This is a genomic window from Rhodococcus sp. NPDC058521 (genome assembly GCF_042719695.1).
Lineage (GTDB): Bacteria > Actinomycetota > Actinomycetes > Mycobacteriales > Mycobacteriaceae > Rhodococcus_F.
This window is the reverse complement of record NZ_JBHXNL010000012.1, coordinates 96,857-119,671: the sequence shown is the minus strand read 5'-3', so window position 1 is coordinate 119,671 and position 22,815 is coordinate 96,857. Positions and strand designations below refer to the sequence as shown.

General features: G+C 65.1%; 21 protein-coding genes. 7 read left to right on the top strand and 14 right to left on the bottom strand.

The genetic code is table 11. The features are described 5' to 3' along the window. Positions 1-60: 60 nt before the first annotated feature. From ACFWO3_RS17620 to ssd, 4 genes are read right to left on the bottom strand one after another with little or no spacing between them, the layout of a single operon-like run. Positions 61-654, bottom strand: a complete 594-nt coding sequence (locus ACFWO3_RS17620) for a type II secretion system F family protein (protein ID WP_378580063.1) — start codon at positions 652-654, stop codon at positions 61-63. After that, positions 651-1,442, bottom strand: a complete 792-nt coding sequence (locus tag ACFWO3_RS17615) for a type II secretion system F family protein (protein WP_378580061.1) — start codon at positions 1,440-1,442, stop codon at positions 651-653. The genes ACFWO3_RS17620 and ACFWO3_RS17615 overlap by 4 nt, the downstream gene beginning before the upstream one ends. Continuing rightward, a complete protein-coding gene (locus ACFWO3_RS17610; RefSeq protein ID WP_378580059.1) occupies positions 1,439-2,617 on the bottom strand; it encodes a TadA family conjugal transfer-associated ATPase in 1,179 nt (392 codons plus the stop codon). The genes ACFWO3_RS17615 and ACFWO3_RS17610 overlap by 4 nt, the downstream gene beginning before the upstream one ends. After that, the gene (ssd, locus tag ACFWO3_RS17605) at positions 2,614-3,753 is read right to left on the bottom strand and encodes a septum site-determining protein Ssd (protein WP_378580057.1); all 1,140 of its coding nucleotides are present in this window, start codon (positions 3,751-3,753) and stop codon (positions 2,614-2,616) included. Before ssd ends, ACFWO3_RS17610 begins: the two co-directional genes overlap by 4 nt. Positions 3,754-4,099: 346 nt before the next feature. Here ssd and ACFWO3_RS17600 point away from each other — a divergent pair, with 346 nt between their 5' ends. Next, complete coding sequence (locus tag ACFWO3_RS17600; protein ID WP_378580055.1) at positions 4,100-4,936, top strand: HAD family hydrolase; 837 nt, start codon at positions 4,100-4,102, stop codon at positions 4,934-4,936. Between the two features lie 412 nt (positions 4,937-5,348). On the opposite strand, the gene ACFWO3_RS17595 is transcribed toward ACFWO3_RS17600, so the two are convergent. The 5 genes from ACFWO3_RS17595 to ACFWO3_RS17575 form a co-directional block, all read right to left on the bottom strand. Then, positions 5,349-6,101: an oxidoreductase gene (locus ACFWO3_RS17595; RefSeq protein ID WP_378580053.1), complete on the bottom strand. Its 753-nt coding sequence runs from the start codon at positions 6,099-6,101 to the stop codon at positions 5,349-5,351. 57 nt (positions 6,102-6,158) lie between these two features. Further along, positions 6,159-7,859, bottom strand: a complete 1,701-nt coding sequence (locus ACFWO3_RS17590) for a dipeptide ABC transporter ATP-binding protein (RefSeq protein ID WP_378580051.1) — start codon at positions 7,857-7,859, stop codon at positions 6,159-6,161. 5 nt (positions 7,860-7,864) lie between these two features. Next, a complete protein-coding gene (locus ACFWO3_RS17585) occupies positions 7,865-8,818 on the bottom strand; it encodes an ABC transporter permease (RefSeq protein ID WP_378580049.1) in 954 nt (317 codons plus the stop codon). After that, on the bottom strand, positions 8,811-9,737 hold the full coding sequence (locus tag ACFWO3_RS17580; RefSeq protein ID WP_378580047.1) for an ABC transporter permease: 927 nt from the start codon (positions 9,735-9,737) through the stop codon (positions 8,811-8,813). Before ACFWO3_RS17580 ends, ACFWO3_RS17585 begins: the two co-directional genes overlap by 8 nt. Positions 9,738-9,856: 119 nt before the next feature. Then, a complete protein-coding gene (locus ACFWO3_RS17575; RefSeq protein ID WP_378580045.1) occupies positions 9,857-11,470 on the bottom strand; it encodes an ABC transporter substrate-binding protein in 1,614 nt (537 codons plus the stop codon). A 385-nt stretch (positions 11,471-11,855) separates the two neighbouring features. On the opposite strand from ACFWO3_RS17575, the gene acs reads away from it, so the two are divergent. Beyond that, positions 11,856-13,790: an acetate--CoA ligase gene (acs, locus tag ACFWO3_RS17570; protein ID WP_378580043.1), complete on the top strand. Its 1,935-nt coding sequence runs from the start codon at positions 11,856-11,858 to the stop codon at positions 13,788-13,790. A gap of 47 nt (positions 13,791-13,837) precedes the next feature. On the opposite strand, the gene ACFWO3_RS17565 is transcribed toward acs, so the two are convergent. Further along, positions 13,838-15,223 carry an MFS transporter gene (locus ACFWO3_RS17565; protein ID WP_378580041.1) on the bottom strand — a complete coding sequence of 462 codons (1,386 nt, stop codon included), beginning with the start codon at positions 15,221-15,223 and terminating at the stop codon, positions 13,838-13,840. A 179-nt stretch (positions 15,224-15,402) separates the two neighbouring features. Between ACFWO3_RS17565 and nhaA the strand changes: the two genes are divergently transcribed. The 3 genes from nhaA (at position 15,403) to ACFWO3_RS17550 (ending at position 18,203) form a co-directional block, all read left to right on the top strand. Further along, the gene (gene nhaA / locus ACFWO3_RS17560) at positions 15,403-16,596 is read left to right on the top strand and encodes a Na+/H+ antiporter NhaA (RefSeq protein ID WP_378580039.1); all 1,194 of its coding nucleotides are present in this window, start codon (positions 15,403-15,405) and stop codon (positions 16,594-16,596) included. Between the two features lie 100 nt (positions 16,597-16,696). Next, a complete protein-coding gene (locus tag ACFWO3_RS17555; RefSeq protein ID WP_378580037.1) occupies positions 16,697-17,254 on the top strand; it encodes a phage holin family protein in 558 nt (185 codons plus the stop codon). 16 nt (positions 17,255-17,270) lie between these two features. Beyond that, complete coding sequence (locus ACFWO3_RS17550; protein ID WP_378580036.1) at positions 17,271-18,203, top strand: alpha/beta fold hydrolase; 933 nt, start codon at positions 17,271-17,273, stop codon at positions 18,201-18,203. Positions 18,204-18,213: 10 nt separating this feature from the next. Here the strand turns inward: ACFWO3_RS17550 and ACFWO3_RS17545 are convergent, their stop codons facing one another. Genes ACFWO3_RS17545 through nth form a run of 4 tightly spaced genes read right to left on the bottom strand, consistent with a single transcriptional unit; the run spans position 18,214 to position 21,628 of the window. Then, positions 18,214-19,404 (bottom strand): MarP family serine protease, encoded by a 1,191-nt coding sequence (locus ACFWO3_RS17545; RefSeq protein ID WP_378580034.1) that lies wholly within the window; start codon positions 19,402-19,404, stop codon positions 18,214-18,216. Beyond that, positions 19,401-20,132 (bottom strand): NUDIX hydrolase, encoded by a 732-nt coding sequence (locus ACFWO3_RS17540; protein WP_378580032.1) that lies wholly within the window; start codon positions 20,130-20,132, stop codon positions 19,401-19,403. Before ACFWO3_RS17540 ends, ACFWO3_RS17545 begins: the two co-directional genes overlap by 4 nt. After that, the gene (locus ACFWO3_RS17535; protein WP_378580030.1) at positions 20,129-20,779 is read right to left on the bottom strand and encodes a TlpA family protein disulfide reductase; all 651 of its coding nucleotides are present in this window, start codon (positions 20,777-20,779) and stop codon (positions 20,129-20,131) included. Before ACFWO3_RS17535 ends, ACFWO3_RS17540 begins: the two co-directional genes overlap by 4 nt. A gap of 12 nt (positions 20,780-20,791) precedes the next feature. Further along, positions 20,792-21,628 (bottom strand): endonuclease III, encoded by an 837-nt coding sequence (gene nth / locus ACFWO3_RS17530; RefSeq protein WP_378580028.1) that lies wholly within the window; start codon positions 21,626-21,628, stop codon positions 20,792-20,794. Between the two features lie 30 nt (positions 21,629-21,658). Between nth and ACFWO3_RS17525 the strand changes: the two genes are divergently transcribed. Together ACFWO3_RS17525 and ACFWO3_RS17520 are read left to right on the top strand one after the other, a co-directional pair. After that, complete coding sequence (locus ACFWO3_RS17525; RefSeq protein WP_378580026.1) at positions 21,659-21,931, top strand: hypothetical protein; 273 nt, start codon at positions 21,659-21,661, stop codon at positions 21,929-21,931. Positions 21,932-22,130: 199 nt separating this feature from the next. Continuing rightward, positions 22,131-22,805 (top strand): Crp/Fnr family transcriptional regulator, encoded by a 675-nt coding sequence (locus ACFWO3_RS17520; RefSeq protein ID WP_378580024.1) that lies wholly within the window; start codon positions 22,131-22,133, stop codon positions 22,803-22,805. Positions 22,806-22,815: the final 10 nt, after the last annotated feature.

Here is a 22,815-nt window from a genome sequence, read left to right as displayed (position 1 = left end):
CCCCTGATTTCCGTTATCTGTAGAGCCGGCACGGCGGTTACCGCACCGGTCGATCTCCTGTCAGAGAATCCCGCCACCGAGCACTTTCGACGCGAGTCCGGCCACGACGGGAACGATCCCCAAACAGATGAATGCGGGCAGAAAGCACAGTCCGAGCGGACCGCTGATCAGCACACCGGCACGCTCTGCGGCGGCGGCCGACTCGTCCTCTATCCGGCCCCTGTAACTCTCCGCCAGTTCAGTGATGCCTGCCGCCAGCGAAGAGCCCGAGCGTGCCGACCTGCGTGCCATTCGCGCCAACGCTTCCGTGGCCGGGTCCGTGGCTGCCGCCTCCCACGCGGCTCCGGAATCTGCTCCCAACGAGAGCAGGTCTGCTGCCTGGCCCAATGAACGTCTCATGGTGTCGGGCGCTGTCGGTGCAACGACTGCGGCCGCGGTTGCCACCGGCAATCCGGCTCGCAAGCAGGCCGCGAGCAGATCGAAGACTGCCGGAACGGCATGCTGGTCGAGCACCGTCTTTCCATTGTTCCCATGGACTGTGGAAGGAGTGTCTTCATCGACTTCGCCCGTGGTGCGTATCCGTCGCCGGGTCGACGTATCGGCGGGCAGCAGCGTGATCGCCACGGCCAGCAAAGCGAGTGCGTGCCACGTCATCGGGTGGCCGCCGCGGTGATGCGATCTGTCCATAACAGGCCCACACACAGTAGCGTCGCCCCGACGACGAGCATGACGCCGCCGATACCCCCGCCCAGAAGTATTCGCAGGGGTGATGCGCCCATCAGGTGGCCGAGACCTACGCCGAGTAGCGGGAGGCCCGCGAGGACGGAAGCCGTGGCCCGCGCGCCCGCCAGACTCGACTCCGTCCGCTTCCGAAAGCGGCTACGTCCCAAAAGGTCTGTACGTACGGCGCCGAGCAGTTCGGCGAGAGCAAGTCCTCGCGTCTCCGCAATGCTCCACACGCTTCCGATTCGTGTCAGTTCGGCATCCACCGAAGACCCGCGATCCACGAAGCCCTCCGCCGCGGAACCACCGAGCTGGGCCCTCGCCGAGGCCACTCGAAACGCTCCCGCGACCGGTCCGTCGCAGTCTTCTGCAGCCATTGCGCACGCGTCCGCCGGGTGAGCACCGACTTCGAGTTCGGCGATCAGGACCTCGAGTCCACACAGAACCACTCCCAGTTCAGCTTCTCGAATTGCATCCGCGCGACGAGCCGAATGCCGTTTGTACGCCGTCGCGGCAACGACAGCGCCGGCCATCAATGCCGGCAGTCCACCGAACCACCAGACGGCAACCGCGAAGATCACGAGAATCGGGACGTACGGCTTGACCAGGAAACGAGGGGTTTCAGACACGGAGACCAGGTCGCCGAGTCGACGGCGGGACATGTGCTGCGGCGCGACCACGACGGCGGCCGCACCGAGTAAGAGTGCGGGCGCAGTCATCTGGCCCCTCCGGACTCGAGCATCCTTTCGAGAGCGGAGTAGGCAGCGGTGCGGCCTGTGGACCGCGACCATGCCCTCGTGACCACGACTTCTCCGCCTCGGTCTCGGTCGACGACCCCGATGTGCGCCAGCCGTCGCACACCCGCCCGATCACGCTCCACGTGCAGGACTACCTGGACAGCGGCGGAAAGCTGGCTGTGCAAAGCACCTCGGTCCATCCCTCCCAGTGCTGCAAGTGCTTCCAGGCGCGCCGGGACTTCCTCCGGAGAGTTGGCGTGCACCGTGCCCGCGCCGCCGTCGTGCCCCGTGTTGAGCGCAGTCAACAAGTCGACTACCTCGGGTCCCCGCACTTCCCCCACGACGATGCGATCCGGCCGCATGCGCAGCGCCTGGCGAACGAGGTCACGCACGGTGACTTCCCCCACGCCCTCGATATTGGGAGCGCGGGCCACCAGCCGCACGACGTGCGGATGGCGAGGTGCGAGTTCGGCTGCGTCCTCGACACATACGATCCGCTCGGCTGGATCCACGGCGCCGAGCAAGGCCGCAAGTAACGTGGTTTTCCCCGCACCGGTGCCGCCGACCACGAGAAACGCGAGACGCGAACCTACTATCCGCAGCAGGGTCTCGCGTTCGCGCTCCTCGAATGCACCCCGCGCACAGAGCGATTCGATGCCTTGGGTTGCGGGCCTCAGGACGCGGAGTGACACGCAGGTCCCGGCTTGTGCGACCGGCGGAAGAACAGCATGCAGTCTGACCCCGAAAGTACCGTTCCCGACCCCTCGCAGCCTTCCGTCCACCCATGGTTGCGCGTCGTCCAGTCGCCTTCCCGCCGACAACGCCAGACGCTGGGCGAGGCGGCGTACCGCACCTTCGTCGGAGAATGCGATACCGGCTCTCTCGAGACCGACGCCCCGATCCACCCAGACCTCGTCGGGCGCGGTGACGAGAACATCCGACACACTCGGGTCCGTCAAGAGGACCTCGAGTGGGCCCGCGCCGGTGAGCTCCGTCTGGAGTTCCCGAAGAACACTCAGGAGATCGGTGTCGCCCAGGACGCCTCCGGACTCCGCTCGGATGGCTGCAGCAACCGTGGCGGCAGTGGGTTCGCCGGGTGTCTGTGCGAGCCGTTCCCGTACGCGATCCAGCATGCCAGGGCCTACCAGTGCGCTCATGCGACTCGGTCGCCTCTACGAGGACGATTCTCGAGGACGGCCAGAATCGCTCTGGCACAGGCGAGCAGCGGTGATCGGCGTTTCGGTGTGAAACCGCGCAGCTCTATCGCGCGGTCGAGCGTCCGGTCCGCTCGCACTGCTGCCAGTAGCGGGAGCCGGAGAGCATCGACGACATCGGAGGCGGTCAGGTTGCCGGGAGCCGGGCCACGCACGACCAGACCGACATTGGGATTGTGCGCGGCCACCCACGCCGCCACGCGTTGGGCCGCCAGGCAAGACCGTATGGTTGCCGGCACGACCAGCACGACCAGATCTGCGGCCGTCAGCACCAGATCGGTTACTGCGGAGGGCGATCGGGGCACGTCGCAGACGACGGTGTATCCCGCGCGCCCTGCTGATTCGATCACCGCACGCATCGCGGCCGGCGTGGGTCCGTTCGCCGTATCCCCGGCGACCGGACCAACCGAGGTACGTCGTACGCCGCCGCACGAGAGCACCCGCAGCGCCGGCCCGCATTCGGGTAGGGCATCCCGAAGTGCATCGGCGGCTATCCGCCCACCCTCCACCGTGAGCCCAGGCCAGCGAAGTCCAGGGTTGTTCTCGATTCCGAGCAAGACGTCGATACCGGACCCGAATTCGTCTGCATCGACGAGAAGAGTCGTCGGCGAACCGGCGGCACGTGAGGACTCGAACGCGAGGGCGGAAGCCATGGTGGACGCGCCCGCACCACCGGAGGCGCCGACCACCGCAACCAAGAGACCGTCTGCATCCGGACGCAGATCTCGTTCACCGAAAATGGTGACCAGACTGCCCTCGTCTTTCGGTAGGCAGAGAACGTGCTCGGCTCCGACGGTGGCCGCAGCCTTCCAGTCCACCAGATCCGGAGGTCCGTCGCACAGAAGTATCACTCCTGCTCGTCGACGAAGCTGCCCCTGAATCGCGGTCACGGCACGGGCATCCAACACCACCGCGCACGCCGTATCCCAGGACTGCCAGGCCTCGGTGGCGTGAGCTTCGTGCAACACGCGGTCTGCCGCAGCGGCGACGCGGCGCACGCTCGCGACCATTGCCGCTTCCGCCACCAACGACAACACCACCGGTCGAGCGGGGGCGGCCGAATTGGATTCGTTGTCCATGCCCGACAGCGTGCTCGGCCGGATCAGCCGGCGGAAGTGTCGATCCGAGAATTGTGGACAAACATCCAGGTTGTGGAAGAACCGAACACACCGTGTCCAGACAAAGGACGACCCCCGCCAGGGGGGGAGGAGGCGGGGGTCGTCAGATGTTCAGCCCCGGGGGGTCGGGCTGAACACATCCGGTAACAACCGGACATTGCAATACTACACCTCTGCAAGATGATGTTTGCAAGTTCAACTGTCGAAGTTTGTCCAACTTTCTTACAAAGTCGGACAAATGTTACGCGGCAGCGTTCTCACCTCGGTCATCGAGCCGAAGTGACCGGCGCGACCTATCCTTGGGCACGTGACCGCGAACTTCCAAAACGCCGTGAATGCTCCGGCCGCCGCTCAGTCAGGCCGAGTGGCCGCGTTCTTCGACCTGGACAAGACCATCATCGCCAAATCGAGCACGCTGGCCTTCAGCAAGCCTTTCTTCGACCAGGGCCTCATCAACCGACGATCGGTCCTCAAGAGCAGCTACGCCCAGTTCCTCTTCCTGCTCTCCGGGGCCGACCACGATCAGATGGAACGCATGCGGGCCTACATCACCAGCATGTGCGCCGGCTGGAACGTCGAACAGGTGAAGGCAATCGTGGCCGAGACTCTCCACGACATCGTCGACCCACTCGTGTTCGCCGAGGCTGCGGATCTGATCGCGGATCACAAGCTCCGCGGTCACGACATCGTCGTCGTGTCCGCTTCGGGCGAAGAGGTCGTCGCACCGATTGCGGAACTACTCGGTGCGACCCACAGCACCGCAACCCGAATGTCGGTGGCCGACGGCCGATACACGGGAGAGGTCGAGTTCTACTGCTACGGGCCCGGCAAAGTCACCGCGATCGAGACTCTGGCCGAGCGATACGGCTACGACCTCGCCTCGAGTTACGCGTACTCGGACTCGTTCACCGACGCCCCGATGCTCGAGGCGGTCGGGCATCCCACCGCCGTGAACCCCGACCGGGCTCTACGCAAGGCGGCATCCGAAAATGGTTGGGCCATACTGACTTTCTCCAACCCGGTTTCACTCCGAGCACGGCTGCCCGCAGCCGCGACGCGCACCGTGGCAACAACGGCGGCCGTCAGCGTGGGTGCCGCGATGGCCGGCGCCATCACGTACGGAGTGCTACGCCGCAAACGGTGACAGAAAGGCCTCGACACGCTCGGTCACAAAGCCAAGTTGATACTTGATGTGACGGGAGTCACAGAGTACAAAGGAGTTACGGAAGAACGGAAGGCCAAGGTCGACCCGGAAGAGAAGGATCGATCTCCCGACCCGGATTCCCAGCACGGGCACGAGGCACCCACGCGGAGCACAAGCCACTATAAGGGCAGAAGCGTTGTGGGCCTGCGAGACTCGCGTACTCGTCGGCGAGGACTCTGCACGGGTTGCAGAGACGAACCGGCGACACACGAACTCTCGCCGAGGCCACCCACACAACCCACCGAGCACGCTTGGTAACCGATGTCCGTGCTGACGGGCGGCGAAGTCGACAGCAGTCGGCAGCGCCGCCCGTTTTCGTGTCCGGACCTGTCGGCCGGGCACATCGTCCAGGTCAGTTCTCCGCAGCAGCGTCCGCGATCGACGTTGCCTCGCGCGCGCCGGCTTCCATCGCGCCACAACACAGCACGACCCAACTTCCAACTCCCTGCGCGGTGCCGGACGTGAATGCTGCCAGCCCGTCGACGTAGGCCTGGGGCCTGCGCAGCCAGCTCACTTCGGGCATGCCCAGATTGTGCGGGTCCAGTCCCGTCGATACCGCGACCAGCCGCGACGCCGCCCGTGCGACGACGCCGTCTGCCACACCGAACGGCCGGAGGGTGGCGAGTTCGCCGTGCACGACCGCCGCGAGAACCGGTGCAGGGACCTCGGTTCCACCCGTGACGAGTTGAGACAACGCATCGAGTCGCTCTCCCACTCCCGGATCGGTTCGCGGACGTCCCAACTGCTCCGAGTCCTCGGTGAGTCCCGCTGCTGCCAACAGGTGCAGCCGGGCCAACGCCTGCAGAGGCGCCCGTGTCCAGGTCGACTCGACGATGGTCAGCGATTCTCCGTCGAGAGCCTGCCCCACCCTGAGGGCACCCGTCAAGATCGGGTCGGCGGCCTCCCCCTCTGCCGGCAGTTCGGTCGAGCCCCCTGCCAGGGATGCGGAAGCCCGTGCCGCCCGGACCGACGCCTCGGCCGCGGTCGTCGGCCACCCCCTGCGGTTGGTCCGATGACGGTGGACGGCTCCGAGTGCTTCGCGCGCTCGGTCCGCCGCTTCACGGACTCCGGGGAGGTCGGCCAAGGGTGCGAGTGGGTCGTTCACGGCCACGACCGTACCCCGAACCACCCCACCCCAGGCCGCTAGCCCACTCGGTTCCGTTCAGCCCGCACCCAACGAGATGGCCCCACCGGGAATCGCCTCGAGCAGCTTGCGCGTGTACTCCTCCTTCGGTCCCTGGAACACTTCGTCCGTCGTCGCCTTCTCCACGATTTCGCCCGAACGCATCACCAACACGTCGTCGGCGATCTGCCGCACCACCGCGAGGTCGTGGGTGATGAACAGGTAGGTCAGACCGAGTTGCGCCTGCAGATCGTTGAGCAGAGTCAGAATCTGGTCCTGCACGAGTACGTCGAGCGCCGACACTGCCTCGTCGCACACCACCATCTGTGGTTCCAACGCCAATGCACGAGCAATTGCCACGCGCTGGCGCTGACCGCCCGACAGTTCGTTGGGGAATCGCCGCATCACCGAGGTCGGCAAGGACACCTTGTCCAACAGGTCACGCACTCGCGCTTCCCGCTCCTGCTTGGTACCGACCTGGTGGACCCGCAACGGCTCCTCGACGGTGCGGTAGATGGAGTACATCGGATCGAGAGTGCCGTACGGGTTCTGGAAGATCGGCTGGACTCTGCGCCGGAATGCCAGCATCTCGGGCTTGGTCAGGTTCGCGACATCCTTGCCGTCGAAGTGCACCGCCCCGGATGTCGGTGGCAACAGGCCCAGCACCATCTGGGCCACGGTCGACTTGCCCGATCCCGACTCGCCGACGATGGCGGTCGTCGTCCCACGACGCACGCCGAACGACACGTCCTTCACCGCCGCGAAATCCGTCTTCTTTCGGAACCCCTTGCGCAACGAGAAGACCTTGCCGAGCCCGTCGACGCTGAGGATGTTGTCGGTGACCTTGCCGAACCCGTCCAGTTCGTTTCCGGCCTTCGCTTCGTCCACCGCTTCGATCGCGTGCTCGCGCACCTCGGCCCGCGCCACCGAGGAACTGATCCGCTTCGACGCGAGCGACGGGGCGGCCGCAACCAACTTTCGCGTGTACGGGTGTTGTGGCTGTTTCAGAATCTCGAGGGCGGGCCCGGACTCCACGACCCGCCCCTTGCTCATCACCACGAGGTGCTGCGCACGTTCGGCGGCCAGACCCAGATCGTGCGTGATGAGCAGCACTGCGGTGCCGAGCCGGCTCGTGAGACCGTCGAGATGATCGAGAATCTGACGCTGCACAGTGACGTCCAGCGCAGACGTGGGCTCGTCCGCGATCAGCAACTTCGGTCGCGCCGCGAGACCGATTGCAATGAGTGCGCGCTGGCGCATGCCGCCGGAGTACTCGTGTGGATACTGACCGGTTCTGTCTTCGGCATCGGACAGACCCGCTTCCTTCAGCAGTTCGACTGCGCGAGCCTTCGCTTCCTTCCCCTTGGCGACAGCGTTGGCAGCCAGGGTCTCCTCGATCTGAAAGCCGACCTTCCACACCGGGTTGAGGTTCGACATCGGGTCCTGCGGCACCAGTCCGATCTCACTGCCGCGAACCCGGACGAACTCACGTTCCGGCGCCTTCGCGAGATCTGTTCCCTCGAAAAGGATCTGGCCGCCCGTCACCGTGCCTGTTCCGGGCAGCAGATTGATGATCGAATGTGCGGTTGTCGACTTTCCGGAACCGGACTCACCGACGATGGCTACGGTCTGGCCCGGATACACGGAAAGATTCACCCCACTAACGGCGGGTACGAGTTCCTTGCCGGATCGAAACGACACGTCGAGATCGCGAATCTCGAGAAGTGGTGTGTCGGACATCGCGTTCACCTCTTCCGGGCTTTGGGATCGAGAGCGTCACGCAGAGCGTCGCCCATCATGATGAAACCCAGGACCGTCAGCGCCAGCGCCGCAGCCGGGTAGAACAGAATCGCCGAGCCCTGGCGCAAGGTCGACTGCGCCGAACTGATGTCACCGCCCCACGAGATTTCCGAGGACGGCAAACCGATACCGAGGAACGACAGCGTGGCCTCCGCGACGATGTAGATGCCCAACGAGATCGTGGCGATGACGATGATCGGAGCCAACGAATTCGGCAGGACATGCCTGGTCAGGGTCTTGAATCTCGACATACCCAGCGCCCGCGAAGCCATCACGTAGTCGTTGTTCTTCGCAGAAAGCACTGCGCCCCTGGCAATTCGGGCCATCTGCGGCCAGCCGAACAGGGCGAGAACCGCGACGACCGTCCAGATGGTCCGGTCGGTGAACAGCTGCATCAGGACGATGGCAGCGAGGATCAGCGGGATCCCGAAGAAGATGTCGGCGACCCGGGAGAGCAGCGAGTCCGCCCAGCCGCCGTAGAAGCCTGCGATCGATCCGACCAGAACTCCGACGATCAGAACTGCTGTGGTGACACCGATTCCGACGAGCACGGACGCCCGCGCGCCGTAGATCGTCCGCGCGTAGATGTCGCAGCCCTGCCTGTCGAATCCGAACAGGTGACCCGACGACGGCGGTTTCATGCTCATACCCAAGTCACAGAAGCGCGGATCCGTACTGGTAAACCAACCGGGGAACGCCGCCACCGCCACGACCACCAGGATGATGATCGAGGCAACTATGAACAGCGGCCGCTTGCGCAGGTTGTGCCACGCATCCGTCCACATTCCCGCAGGAGCGGAATCGACCTTGACCGCATCGATCTCACTTGGGGCCGCTACCTCGGCGGGAGCGACGTAACGGGCCTGGCCGACCTTCACGGCGATTTCATTGTCAGACATATCGAATCCTCGGATCGAGCGCGGCGTACAGCAGGTCGACGAGAAGGTTCGCCAACAGGAAGATGACGATCAGTACGGTGACGCACGAGACGACCGTCGGCGCCTCACCTCGCGTGACCGCCTGATAGATCGTTCCGCCCACACCGTTGATGTTGAAGATGCCCTCGGTGACGATCGCTCCGCCCATGAGAGCCGCGAGATCCGCACCGAGGAAGGTGACGACGGGGATGAGCGAATTGCGCAGAACGTGCACCCCGACCACCCGTCGCCTGGACAGCCCCTTGGCCGTGGCAGTGCGTACGTAGTCGGCCGTCAGATTCTCCGCCACCGACGTTCGAGTCAGCCTCAGCACGTACGCGAAGGACACCGCGCCGAGAACGAAGGCCGGAAGCAGCAGATTCACGAAACTCGTGTTGCCACCCACTGTCGGGGGCACGATCCCCCATTTCACACCGATGAAGAACTGCGCGACGAAGCCGATCACGAAGATGGGGACCGCGATGATGAAGAGGCTGACGACCAACACGGTGCCGTCGAACAAGCCCCCCTTCTTCAGTCCTGCCCAGAGGCCGAAGCCGACACCGAAGATTCCTTCGATCGCCAGCGCCATCAGCGAAAGCTTGATCGTGATGGGAAAGGCCTGCGCCAGCACTTCACTGACCGGCCGCCCGGAGAAGGACATTCCGAAGTCGAGTGTGAATATCCCCTTCAGATACAGCAGGTACTGCACGATGAAGGGCTCGTCGAGGTTGTAACGCTCACGCAATTGCGCAGCGACACCGGGGCTCACGGCCCGGTCGCCCGCGAGCGCGGCGATGGGATCTCCAGGCAGGAGGAACACCATCGCATAGATCAAGAAAGTGGCTCCGATGAACACCGGGATCATCTGGAGCAAACGGCGACCGATGTACCAGAGCATCGAGTCACCTCCTGTTCCGTTTCAGGTGGAACAGGGCGGGGAGGCGGACGGACGCCCGCGCTCCCCACCCTGTCGTCGAAAGTGATGTACAGGCGGCTACGACCTGCGGCGTTCGAGAACTACTTCTCCATGTCCGTGTAGACCGGAATGCCCTTCCAGTCGATCGCCACGTTGGAGACGTTCTCGGACCACGCGCCCGCAGCGTTGCGGTACCACGTCGGAACAGCCGGAAGGTCCTTCAACAGCACTTCCTGAGCCTGATCGGTCAGTTCCCGAGCCTTCGCCGAATCGGTCTCCGCGGCCGACTCGCGCAGCAGACGATCGAACTCGGGGTTCGAGTAGTCACCGTCGTTGGAGCTACCCCCCGTCTGGTAGTTCTGTGCGAGGAAGCCGTACTGCTGCGGGTAGTCGCCCTGCCAGCCCGAACGGAAGGCCGAAGCAATGGTGCGTTCGGTGACCTCGGTACGGATCTGCGCGAACGTCGCGTATTCCTTACCCTTCGCGTCGATTCCCAGGGTGTTGCGAATGCTGTTGGAAGTCGCGTCGACCCAGTCCTTGTGTCCGCCGTCGCTGTTGTACGCGATCTCGAAACTACCGGACCACGGAGCGATCGCGTCGGCCTCCGCCCACAGCTTCTTGGCCTCGTCGGGGTTGTAGCTCAGGTTCTCGTTGCCCTCCAACGAATCCGAGTAACCGGGGAGTGCCGGGCTGGTGAACTCCTTGGCCGGAGTGCGGGTGTTGTTGAAGATCTGCTCGGTGATCTGTCCACGGTCGATCGACATCGAGATCGCTCGACGACGAAGTTCGCCTTCCTCACCGGAGAAGTGCGCGAGACGACCCGGGATCGTGAACGTCTCGATGGTCGCCGAAGGCTGGTTGACGGTGCGTCCCGGCAGGTCCGACTCGAAGGTGGTGACAGCGCTCGGCGGCACCTGGTCGAGCACATCGAGGTTGTTGGACAGCAGATCCGTGTACGCCGTGTCCAGGTTGTTGTACAAGATGAACGAGACGCCGGCGTTCTTCGGGACACTGTTGCCCTGGTAATCCTCGTTGGTCACCATGTCGATGCGCACGTTGTGCTGCCAGGCGCCCGGTCCGGCCATCTTGTACGGACCGTTACCGATCGGGTTCTCACCGAACGCCGCCATGTCCTGGAAGGCGACCTCGGGCAACGGCGAATACGCCGAGAAGCCCAGACGATCGGGGAAAGCGGCCTCCGGCTGCTTGAGCTCGATCGTGAACGTCTTGTCGTCCACGACCTTCAGGCCCGACATCGTCTCGGCGGTCGGAACCTCGGAGGAAACCTCGTCGTAGCCCTGGATCGGGTCGAAGAACGAACCCTGCAACTGAGCGTTGGTGGACAGCGCTCCGTAGTTCCAGGCGTCCACGAACGACTTCGACGTGACCGGCGAGCCGTCGGTGAACGTCCAGCCGTCCTTCAACGTCACGGTGAAGAACTTGCCGTCGGAGGTGTCGATCGATTCGGCGACCTCGTTCTCGATGTTGCCTTCGGCGTCGTACGAGACGAGACCGGCGAACAGCGCGTCGACCATACGACCGCCCATGTTCTCACTGGTGTTCGTCGGGATCAACGGATTCTGTGGTTCGCCCGCCCAGGCGTTGACGATCCCGTCGCCGCCACCCGACGAAGAATCACCGGACGAGCAGGCCGTGACGAGCCCGGCGGCCAACGCCACCGCGAACGCCGCTGTTGCCACACGTGTGATGCGCAAAGCAGTCCTCCCAGAAGGTTCGGAGTCGGGCGCACCCGAAACCGGCCGTACGACCGAATGGCCGCACGACGATGTGGGCGATCGTTCACCCCGAGACGACTGACGACCGAGGCGCGATCGAATAATGAGTTGACAATAGACATACGTCCAACTTCTGTCGGGAGGAAAGATCAAACCGATTCGAATCGGCACAAGATCGAAACCTCGGCGCAACGCGATCACCCGCTCGCCGACACCGTCTACCGCCCGTCGCGCGATCACGACCGATCGGCGCAGGCACCCTGCTGCCGGGCGGACCGCTTCCTGCACACCCACGCGCTTGTGACTACCCTCACACTGGAGTGAAAGCAGTACCGCCGATTCGATTCGAAAGAAGGCCGGCCACATGACCAGCGCATCCGACGTCGACTCCGTTCCTCAGACGTACCCGCCCACCGCCGAATTCACGGCGACCGCGAACGCCGGACCCGAGCTACAGGCAGCCGCCGACGAGGACCGCTTGCAGTTCTGGGCCGACCAAGCCGCTCGCCTGCACTGGCACGAGCCCTTCACCGAAGTCCTCGACTGGACGGATGCGCCGGTCGCCAAGTGGTTCGTCGGCGGCAAACTCAACGTCGCCTACAACTGCGTCGACCGCCACGTCCTCGCCGGCAACGGCGACCGTGTGGCCATCGCGTTCGAAGGCGAACCGGGCGACACCCGCGACCTGACCTACAACGACCTGCTCGCCGAGGTGTCCAAGGCCGCCAACGCGTTCACCGAGCTCGGCCTCGTCGCCGGAGACCGAGTTGCCGTGTACATGCCGATGATCCCCGAGGCCATCGTCACGATGCTCGCGTGCGCCCGCCTCGGTCTGACCCATTCGGTGGTCTTCGCAGGATTCTCGGCCGCCGCCCTGCGCTCTCGCATCGACGACGCGCAGGCCAAACTGGTCGTAACCGTCGACGGCCAGTGGCGCCGCGGCCAGGCGGCACCGTTGAAGGCGTCCGTGGACGAGGCAGTGGACGGTGCCGAGTCGGTCGAGCACGTACTCGTCGTCAAGAGGACCGGCATCGACGTCGAGTGGACCGAGGGCCGCGACCTCTGGTGGGAAGAGACCGTCGACAAGGCATCGCCGGAACACGAAGCGCAACCCTTCGACTCCGAGCACCCACTCTTCGTGCTCTACACCTCCGGAACCACCGGAAAGCCGAAGGGCATCATTCACACCTCGGGCGGTTACCTAACCCAGACCTCGTACACCCACCACAACGTGTTCGACCACAAGGCCGGCGAAGACGTCTACTGGTGCACCGCCGACATCGGCTGGGTCACCGGCCACTCGTACATCGTCTACGGACCGCTGGCGAACGGTGCCACCCAGGTCGTCTACGAGGGAACGCCCAACTCCCCCAACGAACATCGCCACTTCGAGATCATCGAACGTCGCGGCGTCAGCATCTACTACACCGCACCCACGCTGATCCGCACGTTCATGAAGTGGGGTCGCGAGATCCCCGATGCCCACGACCTGTCCTCGATCCGTGTCCTCGGATCCGTCGGTGAGCCGATCAACCCGGAGGCCTGGCGTTGGTACCGGGAAGTCATCGGAGGCGATTCCGCCCCCATCGTCGATACCTGGTGGCAGACCGAGACCGGAGCCATCATGGTGTCTCCGTTGCCCGGTATCACCGCCACCAAGCCAGGTTCGGCCATGGCACCACTGCCCGGCATCTCGGCCAACATCGTCGACGACGAAGCCAAGCCGGTCGCCGAGGGCGACAGCGGATTCCTCGTCCTCGACAAGCCCTGGCCCGCAATGCTTCGCGGCATCTGGGGTGACATGGACCGCTACCGCGACACCTACTGGTCCCGCTACGCGGAAGAAGGCTGGTACTTCGCCGGCGACGGCGCCAAGTACGACGAGGACGGCGCCCTCTGGGTCCTCGGACGCGTCGACGACGTCATGAACGTCTCCGGCCACCGCATTTCGACCTCCGAGGTCGAATCGGCGCTCGTGGGGCACCACGGCGTCGCCGAAGCGGCAGTCGTCGGCGCCTCGGACGAAACGACCGGCCAAGGCATCGTCGCGTTCGTCATTCTGCGCGAAGGCATCGAGAACACCGGCGATAAATTGATCGCCGAACTCAAAGCACAGGTCGCGACGGACATCAGCCCGATCGCCAAACCGCGACAGATCACCGTCGTGCCCGAGCTGCCCAAGACCCGCTCGGGCAAGATCATGCGCAGACTCCTGCGGGACATCGCAGAGGGCCGTGATCTCGGCGACACCAGCACCCTCGTCGACCCGAAGGTCTTCGACGCAATCCGAGGCAAGTAGGCCTTCGGCCTGTGAGTGGTTGACGAGTCCAGAGACTCGTCAACCACTCACAGGGGCGGAGCCCCCACTTCGTCCAGCGAATCGTCTCGAGTTTCCCGCATCGCCAGCAGCGCAACGAAGGTCAGCGCTGCCGCAACGAGCAAATAGACGCCCACCCAGCCGACGCCATAGGTGGTGGCGAGCCACGTCGCGATGAACGGTGCCACGGCCGCACCGAGAATGCTCGCGGTGTTATAGGCGATCCCCGAACCGGTGTATCGCACGTTGGTCGGAAACAGCTCGGGCAGTACGGCACTCATCGGGCCGAATGTCATGCCCATCAGCAGCATTCCGATGGCCAGGAACACCACCATGCGGACATTGCCCATACCCTCGGCGTCCAGCATCACCGAGAAGGTCAGTCCGAACACCATGATGGCGCCGGTGATGATCAGCAAGGTGACGCGTCGGCCGTAGCGGTCCGCCAGGTGCCCGGACACCGGGACCGCCGCTGCGAAGAACAGGACGGCAATCAGCTGCAGCACCAGGAAGTCGGTGTACTCGAATCCGGCGCCGGTACCGCCTTCCGCGGGAGTTTTGGCCGTGCCGTAGCTGAGCACCCATGTGGTCATGATGTAGAAGAGCGTGTAGGTCGCCAGCATCACGAACGTGCCGATGACCAGCTGACGCCAACTCGTCTTGAACACTTCGGCGAGCGGAGTCTTCACCTTCTCGCCTCGCTCGACCGCACGCGCGAATACCGGGGTCTCTTCGAGCTTGAGCCGCACGTACAGGCCGATCATGACCATGATCGCGCTGAGAAGGAACGGGATTCGCCATCCCCACGACAGGAACGCCCCGTCGAAGTCCGGGCTGCCGTTGTCGTGATTCATGAACAGCGTGATGATCAGGAACAGCCCGTTGGCCAGGAAGAATCCGATGGGTGCGCCGAGCTGCGGCCACATAGCGGCCCAGGCTCGCTTGCCTTTCTGAGCGGTCTCGGTGGCCAGAAGCGCGGCACCGCTCCACTCGCCACCCAGACCGAGGCCCTGACAGAACCGCATCAAAGCGAGCAAGGCCGGCGCGGCGATACCGATCTGGTGATACGTCGGAAGCAGTCCGATGACGAACGTCGCGATACCCATCGTGAGCAGCGAGCCCACCAGAGTCGCCTTGCGGCCGATCCGGTCACCGAAGTGACCGAACAGGATCGACCCGAGGGGACGTGCGACGAAGGCGAGACCGAAGGTGGCCAGCGAGGCGAGCAACGCAGTGGTCCCGTTCCCTTTCGGGAAGAACAAGTGGGGGAACACCGACACGGCCGCAGTCGCATAGATGTAGAAATCGTAGAACTCGATCGACGTGCCGACCATGCTGGCCACGACGATCCGACTGCGGGGGACGCCGTCGACGGTGTCCCCGTCGTCGGGCCTGGTTGTGTCAACGGTACTCACGTGCACTGCTCCTACGGCTTACGAAACCAATTCCACAAGGTGGGACGACTGCCCATTTATCAGGAATTGAACACCTCGCGACTTTCGACAAGCAAGTTCGATAGGCTAACGGGCGGTGTGCCGGGAAGTCTGGTCGGCGAATACGACTGTCGTACCCGAATCACGACGAAAGCGAGATCGTGACAACACCGCTCCGCTCCGAGTTCGCGCGGTATCTGCGCACCGAAACAGTCGGCGGGACACTCCTACTCGCCGCCGCCGCACTCGCTCTGATCTGGGCGAACTCCCCACTGTCGGACGTGTACACGAACATTCGTGACTTCCAGATCGGTCCGACGGCCCTCCATTTGAACCTCTCGATCGGGACGTGGGCGCAGGACGGCCTTCTCGCCGTCTTCTTCTTCGTGGCCGGTCTCGAGCTCAAGCGCGAGCTCGTGATCGGCGAACTCGCCGACCGAAAGAAGGCGCTGCTGCCGATCCTCGCGGCGTGCGGCGGCGTCATCCTTCCCGCGATCATCGCCGCCTCGATCGGCTGGGGAACACCCGGAATGGATCGGGGATGGGCCATACCGGTCGCTACCGACATCGCCTTCGCCCTCGGCGTCCTGGCCCTCACGGGTTCCCGGATCCCGGCGGGTGCCAGAGTCTTCCTGCTGAGTTTGGCCGTCGTCGACGATCTGCTCGCCATCGGCCTGATCGCCGTTCTGTTCACGGCCTCGATCGCGATGGCCTGGTTGGTGGGCGCGGCCGCGTGCCTTGTGGTCTATGCCGTGGGTCAGTGCCGACGAATCACCACGCCGTTCCTGTACGTCCCTCTCGCCCTTCTCACGTGGTACTGCGTTCACGAGGCCGGCATTCACGCCACGATCGCGGGGGTGGCACTCGGCCTGTTGACCAGAGTCCGAGCAGACCCGGGCGAGGACACCGCACCTGCGGCTCGGCTCGAACACCGAATCCAGCCGTTGTCCGCCGGACTGTGCGTCCCGCTCTTCGCGCTGTTCGCCTCCGGTGTGCCACTGGGTGCGGACGTGCTCGGCGGCCTGCTCACAGACCCGATCGCGCAATCGGTGATGGCGGGACTTCTGATCGGCAAGACCGTCGGCATCTTCGGGATTTCGTGGCTGTCGATCCGCCTCGGTATCGCCACGAAACCCGGATCGTTGGAAATCCGTGACCTCTTTGCCCTGTCGGTGCTCGGCGGCATCGGATTCACCGTTAGCCTTCTCGTAGCAGATCTCGCGTTGGCCGGGATCGGCGACGGAAGCGAAGCCGAAACAGCGAAAGCCGCGGTGCTCGTCACCTCCTTGGCGGCGTCGCTGATCGGATCAGCGCTACTGTTACGTCGCGGCCGGGTGCATGCGGCCCGGTTGTGATACTGCCGGGTGCATGCAGCCCGGTTGTGATACTGCCGGGTGCATGCGGCCCGGCCAGTGAGGACTCGGACATGCAAGAGCTACCTGGAGGGGTCGACAAGTGAGCAACACCCACGGCAGCAACATCCGCGGCACGGGAGACGGTGCCCGGTTCACCGGAGACGGCGTTCCGAACACGGTCTCGTCGATTCCGCTGACGGATGTGGATGCGCGAACACCTGCCGATGCGAGCATCGGCAACCTGGTGAAGGACGCCACCGCCCAGGTTTCGACGCTCGTGCGTGCCGAGGTCGAGCTGGCCAAGGCCGAGGTCACCGGCGAGGTCAAGAAGGGCCTGCAGGGCAGCCTCTTCTTCATTCTCGCGTTGACCGTGCTGTTGTTCAGTTCGTTCTTCTTCTTTTTCTTCCTCGGCGAGTTGCTCTCCGTGTGGCTCGCTCGCTGGGCCGCGTTCCTGATCGTTTTCGGCATCATGATCCTGGCGACTGCGATCCTGGCTCTCGTGGGCTATCTGCGAGTGCGCAAGCTGCGCGCGCCGGAGCGCACCATCGATTCACTGAAGCAGGCGAAGACCGTGCTCCCGACGTCGCACCAGGGATCGCACCCAGCAGGGCAGGCCGCACCGAGGGTGGAAGCACCCAGTGGCCGCCACGCTCGCTGACACTCCCCCTCGTTTCATGGCGCCACCCGATCCGTCCACCGTTCGCTTCGCCGGGACGTGGACTCACCGCGACATCCATGCCAACGGCATTCGGTTCCACACCGTGGAGGTCGGGGGCGCCGCACACGGTGCACCGCTGGTGGTGCTCCTCCACGGCTTCGCCGACTTCTGGTGGTCCTGGAGGCACCAGCTCGCCGCCCTGTCCGAGGCTGGCTACCGCGCGGTGGCCGTGGATCTGCGTGGGTACGGTGACACCGACAAGCCCCCGCGCGGATACGACGGCTGGACTCTGGCCGGTGACGTCGCCGGCCTGATCCGGGCGATGGGATACCCGAAGGCGACCCTCGTCGGGCACGCCGACGGCGGACTCGTCTGCTGGGCGACGGCGGTCCTGCACCCGCACCTCGTCCATTCGATCGTGCCGATCGGTTCTCCGCACCCGATCGCACTGCGCCAGGGTGTGCTGCGGGATCGGCGGCAGCGAAGTGCGTTGATGCCGTCGTTCGTGGCGTGCCAGCTTCCGTTCCGCCCCGAGCGGCGCCTCACCCGCGATGGCGGCGCCGAGGTCGAACGCATCGTCCGCACACGTTCGGGTCCCGACTGGCAGCGCAGTTTCGAATACGACGACGTGATCGCCAAGATGCGAACAGCGATCCGCATTCCGGGAACAGCTCACTGCACCCTCGAATATCAGCGTTGGGCGTTCCGCAGTCAGTTCCGGCCCGACGGCCGCAGGTTCCTGAACGCGATGGACAAGGTTCTGACCCTGCCGGTCATGCAACTGCACGGGGCACTCGACCCGTTCGTGCTGTCCGGCACGATCCGTCGGGGTCATCGGTATGCACCGCGACAGAAGCTCGTCTCGGTGGGCGGCGCGGGACACTACGCGCATTGGGAATCCCCGGAATTCGTGAACGCGGCGCTGACCGAATTCCTCGCGGCGCACTAGGCGCCGAGACTCAGGAGATACAGGCCCCGGTCTGGACTGGGGCCGTGGCCCGTGACGCGGCTTCCAATTGCCGTGACACCTCGCTCGCCGTGAGCGCGAACCCGGTGTCGCTGTTGTCCACCGCCGCACCGAACACGACGCCGACCGCACGACCGGAGCTGTCCACCAGGGGCCCGCCGGAGTTGCCCTGCCGGATCGAGCCACGGACGGTGTAGACCTCACGCTCGACCGTGCCCGACCGGTAGATATCAGGGCCGCTGAGGTTCAGGGTCTCGCGGACTCTGGCCGCGCTGGCCGTGTAGGGCCCGCCGCCCGGGTATCCGAGCACGAGTGCATCGTCGCCGGTTTCGGCGGGCTCGGGCGCGAACGGCACGACGGGGGCATCGAGTCCCGGGACGTCGAGAACGGCAACGTCCGCGGACGGATCGAAGACGACCACGGTCGACTCGAGCGGTCCGGCAGCGGTATCGACGACGAGTCCTTCCGTGCCGGCCACGACGTGCGCGTTCGTCATGACCCGCTGGGGTGCGATGACGAACCCCGACCCTTCCAGGGCGCGCTGACAGCTCGGCGCGACACCGCGCACCCGGAGCACGCTCTCCTGCAACGAGGAGGCGACGGGGCTTTGCAGCACGCTGTCGTCCGGGGGGTCGACCGTGGTGATGGGGGTGCGGCCGAACGGTCCGATCACATCCGGCAGTCCCGAGGTGTCCAACAGTGCGGAGAACTCGGTCGGCAACCGCCGCACCCAGTCCGGTGCGAGTCCGTCCACTTTCTCGAGGACCGTCGACCCGCGCACCGCTGCCGCCACCTGCGGTTGCGAGGACGTGGTGAGTGGCACCGCGAGCAGCCAGGCCGCGATGAACACCGCAACAGCTTGAACTGCGGCGCCAGTGACGCTGTCCACCGACCTGGTCGTGGGACTGTGCATGCTGCCGCGCACCGCCCGGCCGAGAACCATGCCTGCCACTTCACCGATGACGACCAGCACGACGATGAGGGTGACTCCGGCGAGAATCCGGCCCCTCCCCTCCTCGATGTGAACGAGCAGGTGCGGTGCCAGCAAGATGCCGGCAAGGGCACCGAGCACGACGCCGACGAACGCGAGAATGGACGCGACGGCGCCCTGGCGCCACCCCGACGTCATGGCAACCACGGCGATCAGACAGATCGCGATGTCGATCCACGTCGAGCCGGTCATCGTTCGACCGCCGGCGCGTCGAGGTCTTGCCCGAACCGTGCGAGCACCCTGTCGAGGTCACGTACGTCGTCGACATCCCAGGCCTGTTCCCAGCCGGACACGGCGAGCAGTGCAGCAAGGATGCCGGCGGTGAAACCCCACACCAACATGCCGTCGACCGAGAAGGCAGGGCCCTGGTAGCCCGCGGGGTGCCGTACCTGGAACCTGTTGACCGGGTCGATCAATGCGCTCAGTGGCACTCGTGCGACCCGCTCGGCCTCGGCCGGATCCACGACGCCGACCGGGCTCGGACGTTCCCAGTAGGCGATCACCGGCGTGACGTCGAAGCCCGACGGCGGAATGAAGATCTCCGGCAGCAACGTGAGAGGACGAACGCCCTCCGGGTCGAGACCGGTTTCCTCGCGCGCCTCGCGAAGCGCCGTACCCACCGGGCCGTCGTCACCGGGGTCGGAGGCGCCACCGGGAAAGGCCACTTGTCCCCGGTGCTGCCGCATCGTGGAGGCACGCTGGGTGAGCAGGATGTCGGCGTCGGACGGCAGACCGGCAGGAGCATCGGGTTCCGGCGAGTCCGACCCACCGAACAGCACGAGAACGGCTGCCGGGCGCGTCGCGGCACCTTCGGGGGCACGACGCTCGATCACCGGATTGATCTTCAGCGGATCAGCGGGAACTTGGTCCACGACCGCGCGCAACCATGCGGGGGCTGCGGCGTCGAGCCTGCCGGTCATACGGCCACCCCGAGGTCCCGCTCGACGGCGTCGGCGATCTCGTCCACGCTGTGGAACGGCTGCGGCAGAATGCGCGCCACCGTGCCGTCGGCCCGAATCAACACCGACACCGGCAGCACCGCCGGCGCGCCGAGCGCCGAACGAATCTGGGCACGGGCGTCCTGCACTCCGGGCAACGTCACGTCGTAGTCGGCGAGCCTCGAGAGCGCAGCGGATTCGTTCGGGTCGGTGTGCACTGTAAGCACGTTAACCGCATCGCCTGCGCGATCCGAAAATTGCTGGAGGTACGGCAGTTCTTCGGCGCACGGCGCGCACCAGTAGGCCCACAGATTCACGATCGTGGGGGTGCCGGCGACGGCCGCGGCAACGTCGACGGGTGCACCGTCCGCCAAACACGTGAGCACGAGACCTGCGAGTGCCGCCTCGGGACCCGTCGAATCCGACGGCTGCGGACAGGCGGCGAGTGCAGCATCGGCCCGTAGAGCAGCCAGATCACCGGTGTCCACCGAAGGCGCCTGTAAGGACGAATCGGCGCCGCTACGCGGCCCGGAATCCGAGACACCGTCGTCGCCCCTCGGCCAGATGGCCACCACGAGCCCGATCACCACGAGCAGGGCGGCAAGGCTCCATCGCGCAGAACTAGACACGCTCGACCACCCTCACAGCCCCGCCAACTGGAGCAGGTGGTCCGTCTCGGGCCCTTTCACGAGCTTCGCGGCCTCCACGGCATCGGTCGGGCCGAGCCCGTAGGAGGGGCAGTCCTTCGCGAGTACGCACACACCGCAGGCCGGCTTCCTAGAGTGGCACACTCGGCGGCCGTGAAAGATGACGCGGTGGGACAGTAGCGTCCATTCCCTGCGTTCGATCAACTCTCCGACAGCGTGCTCGACCTTCACCGGATCTTCTTCTGCCGTCCACTTCCAGCGCCGGACCAGTCGACCGAAATGCGTGTCGACCGTGATTCCCGGCACATCGAACGCGTTGCCGAGAACGACGTTGGCTGTCTTTCGACCAATTCCCGGCAACGTGACGAGATCCTTCAGTTTCGCGGGAACCTCGCCGTCGAATCGCTCGAGCAACGCTTGTCCCAGACCGATCAACGAGTTCGCCTTGTTCCGATAGAACCCGGTGCTTCTGATGTACTCCTCGAGTTCGACGCGATCCGCTTCGGCGTAGGACTTCGCATCCGGGTAGCGGGCGAAAAGTGCGGGCGTGACCTGGTTGACCCGGACATCCGTGCATTGCGCGGACAGGATCGTCGCGACCGCCAATTCGAGTGGAGTGGTGAAGTCGAGCTCGCAATACACGTCCGGGAACGCCACGGCGAGGTTCCGGTTCATCCGCCGGGCCCTCCGCACCAGAGCGAGGCGAGATTCGGGCTCGTCGGCGGCCCCGGAGCGGCGCCGCCGACGCCCTGCCTGTCCCTCGGATCGCGTCGGATTCACCCCATCGACAATACGGATACCGGCACGATCCGATTTACACCTGTGTCGCATCTGAGACCTTCGCCGTGTTTACTTCCCGGTATGCAAGGTCTCGCTGTGATCCTCTTCCCAGTGCTGCTGATGCTCTTCGCGCTGGCGATGGAGCGCGTGGAATACCGGCTTCGCCGACTCACCGTGCGCGAACAGGAAGTGGAAGAATTCCTCGACCAGGCCGGCCACGACGACGTGGCCACCCTGGCCGACAAGGGGTTCCCACATGCCCAAGAACGCCTCCACCTGCGCAAAAAGGGCGGTTCGAGCCCCGCTGTGGCCGCGACCGAGCTCGAGAGCGCCGACTCGAGGCGCGCCAGTTGACCGTCTGATCGTCGGTGTTCCGGGGCCGACTTTCGGAACTTCCGGTGGTATCGGTCACTCACCGGTGGGTGTATCGACGTAGACTTCTGTGCCGTACCAGTTACGCATGGCACAAGCACGGCCATTTCACCGCACAACTGCCGGTGTACCCACCGGCGGGTGTCGAGTGACACAGACGAACAATTCCCAAGGAGCGCACGTGGACGACGTCCTGGCAAGAGCCGGCATCTTCCAAGGAGTCGAGCCCTCAGCAGTCGCAGCGCTGACCAAGCAGCTGCAGCCTGTCGACTTCCCCCGCGGTCACGTCATCTTCAACGAAGGTGAACCCGGAGACCGCCTCTACATCATCGCCTCCGGAAAGGTGAAGATCGGACGCCGGTCCCCCGACGGTCGCGAAAACCTGCTGACCATCATGGGCCCGTCCGACATGTTCGGTGAACTGTCGATCTTCGACCCCGGCCCCCGTACGTCCACGGCGACGACGGTCACCGAGGTTCGTGCGGTGTGCATGGATCGCGAAGCGCTCAAGCAGTGGATCGACCACCGCCCCGAGATCGCCGAGCAGCTGCTGCGCGTGCTGGCACGCCGTCTGCGTCGTACCAACAACAACCTCGCCGACCTCATCTTCACGGACGTCCCCGGCCGTGTCGCAAAGGCGCTTCTGCAGCTCGCGCAGCGCTTCGGCACCCAGGAGGCAGGCTCGCTCCGGGTCACCCACGACCTGACCCAGGAAGAGATCGCCCAGCTCGTCGGCGCCTCCCGCGAGACGGTCAACAAGGCACTCGCCGACTTCGCACACCGGGGATGGCTGCGACTCGAGGGCAAGAGCGTCCTCATCTCCGATTCCGAGCGTCTCGCACGCCGCGCTCGATGACATGCGGCTC

Coding starts and splice junctions, on each gene's coding strand:
- ACFWO3_RS17620 (WP_378580063.1), bottom strand. CDS start 654: ATGACGTGGCACGCACTCGCTTTGCTGGCCGTGGCGATCACGCTGCTG.
- ACFWO3_RS17615 (WP_378580061.1), bottom strand. CDS start 1,442: ATGACTGCGCCCGCACTCTTACTCGGTGCGGCCGCCGTCGTGGTCGCG.
- ACFWO3_RS17610 (WP_378580059.1), bottom strand. CDS start 2,617: ATGAGCGCACTGGTAGGCCCTGGCATGCTGGATCGCGTACGGGAACGG.
- ssd (WP_378580057.1), bottom strand. CDS start 3,753: ATGGACAACGAATCCAATTCGGCCGCCCCCGCTCGACCGGTGGTGTTG.
- ACFWO3_RS17590 (WP_378580051.1), bottom strand. CDS start 7,859: ATGTCCGACACACCACTTCTCGAGATTCGCGATCTCGACGTGTCGTTT.
- ACFWO3_RS17585 (WP_378580049.1), bottom strand. CDS start 8,818: ATGTCTGACAATGAAATCGCCGTGAAGGTCGGCCAGGCCCGTTACGTC.
- ACFWO3_RS17580 (WP_378580047.1), bottom strand. CDS start 9,737: ATGCTCTGGTACATCGGTCGCCGTTTGCTCCAGATGATCCCGGTGTTC.
- acs (WP_378580043.1), top strand. CDS start 11,856: ATGACCAGCGCATCCGACGTCGACTCCGTTCCTCAGACGTACCCGCCC.
- ACFWO3_RS17550 (WP_378580036.1), top strand. CDS start 17,271: ATGGCGCCACCCGATCCGTCCACCGTTCGCTTCGCCGGGACGTGGACT.
- ACFWO3_RS17545 (WP_378580034.1), bottom strand. CDS start 19,404: ATGACCGGCTCGACGTGGATCGACATCGCGATCTGTCTGATCGCCGTG.
- ACFWO3_RS17540 (WP_378580032.1), bottom strand. CDS start 20,132: ATGACCGGCAGGCTCGACGCCGCAGCCCCCGCATGGTTGCGCGCGGTC.
- nth (WP_378580028.1), bottom strand. CDS start 21,628: ATGCGACACAGGTGTAAATCGGATCGTGCCGGTATCCGTATTGTCGAT.
- ACFWO3_RS17525 (WP_378580026.1), top strand. CDS start 21,659: ATGCAAGGTCTCGCTGTGATCCTCTTCCCAGTGCTGCTGATGCTCTTC.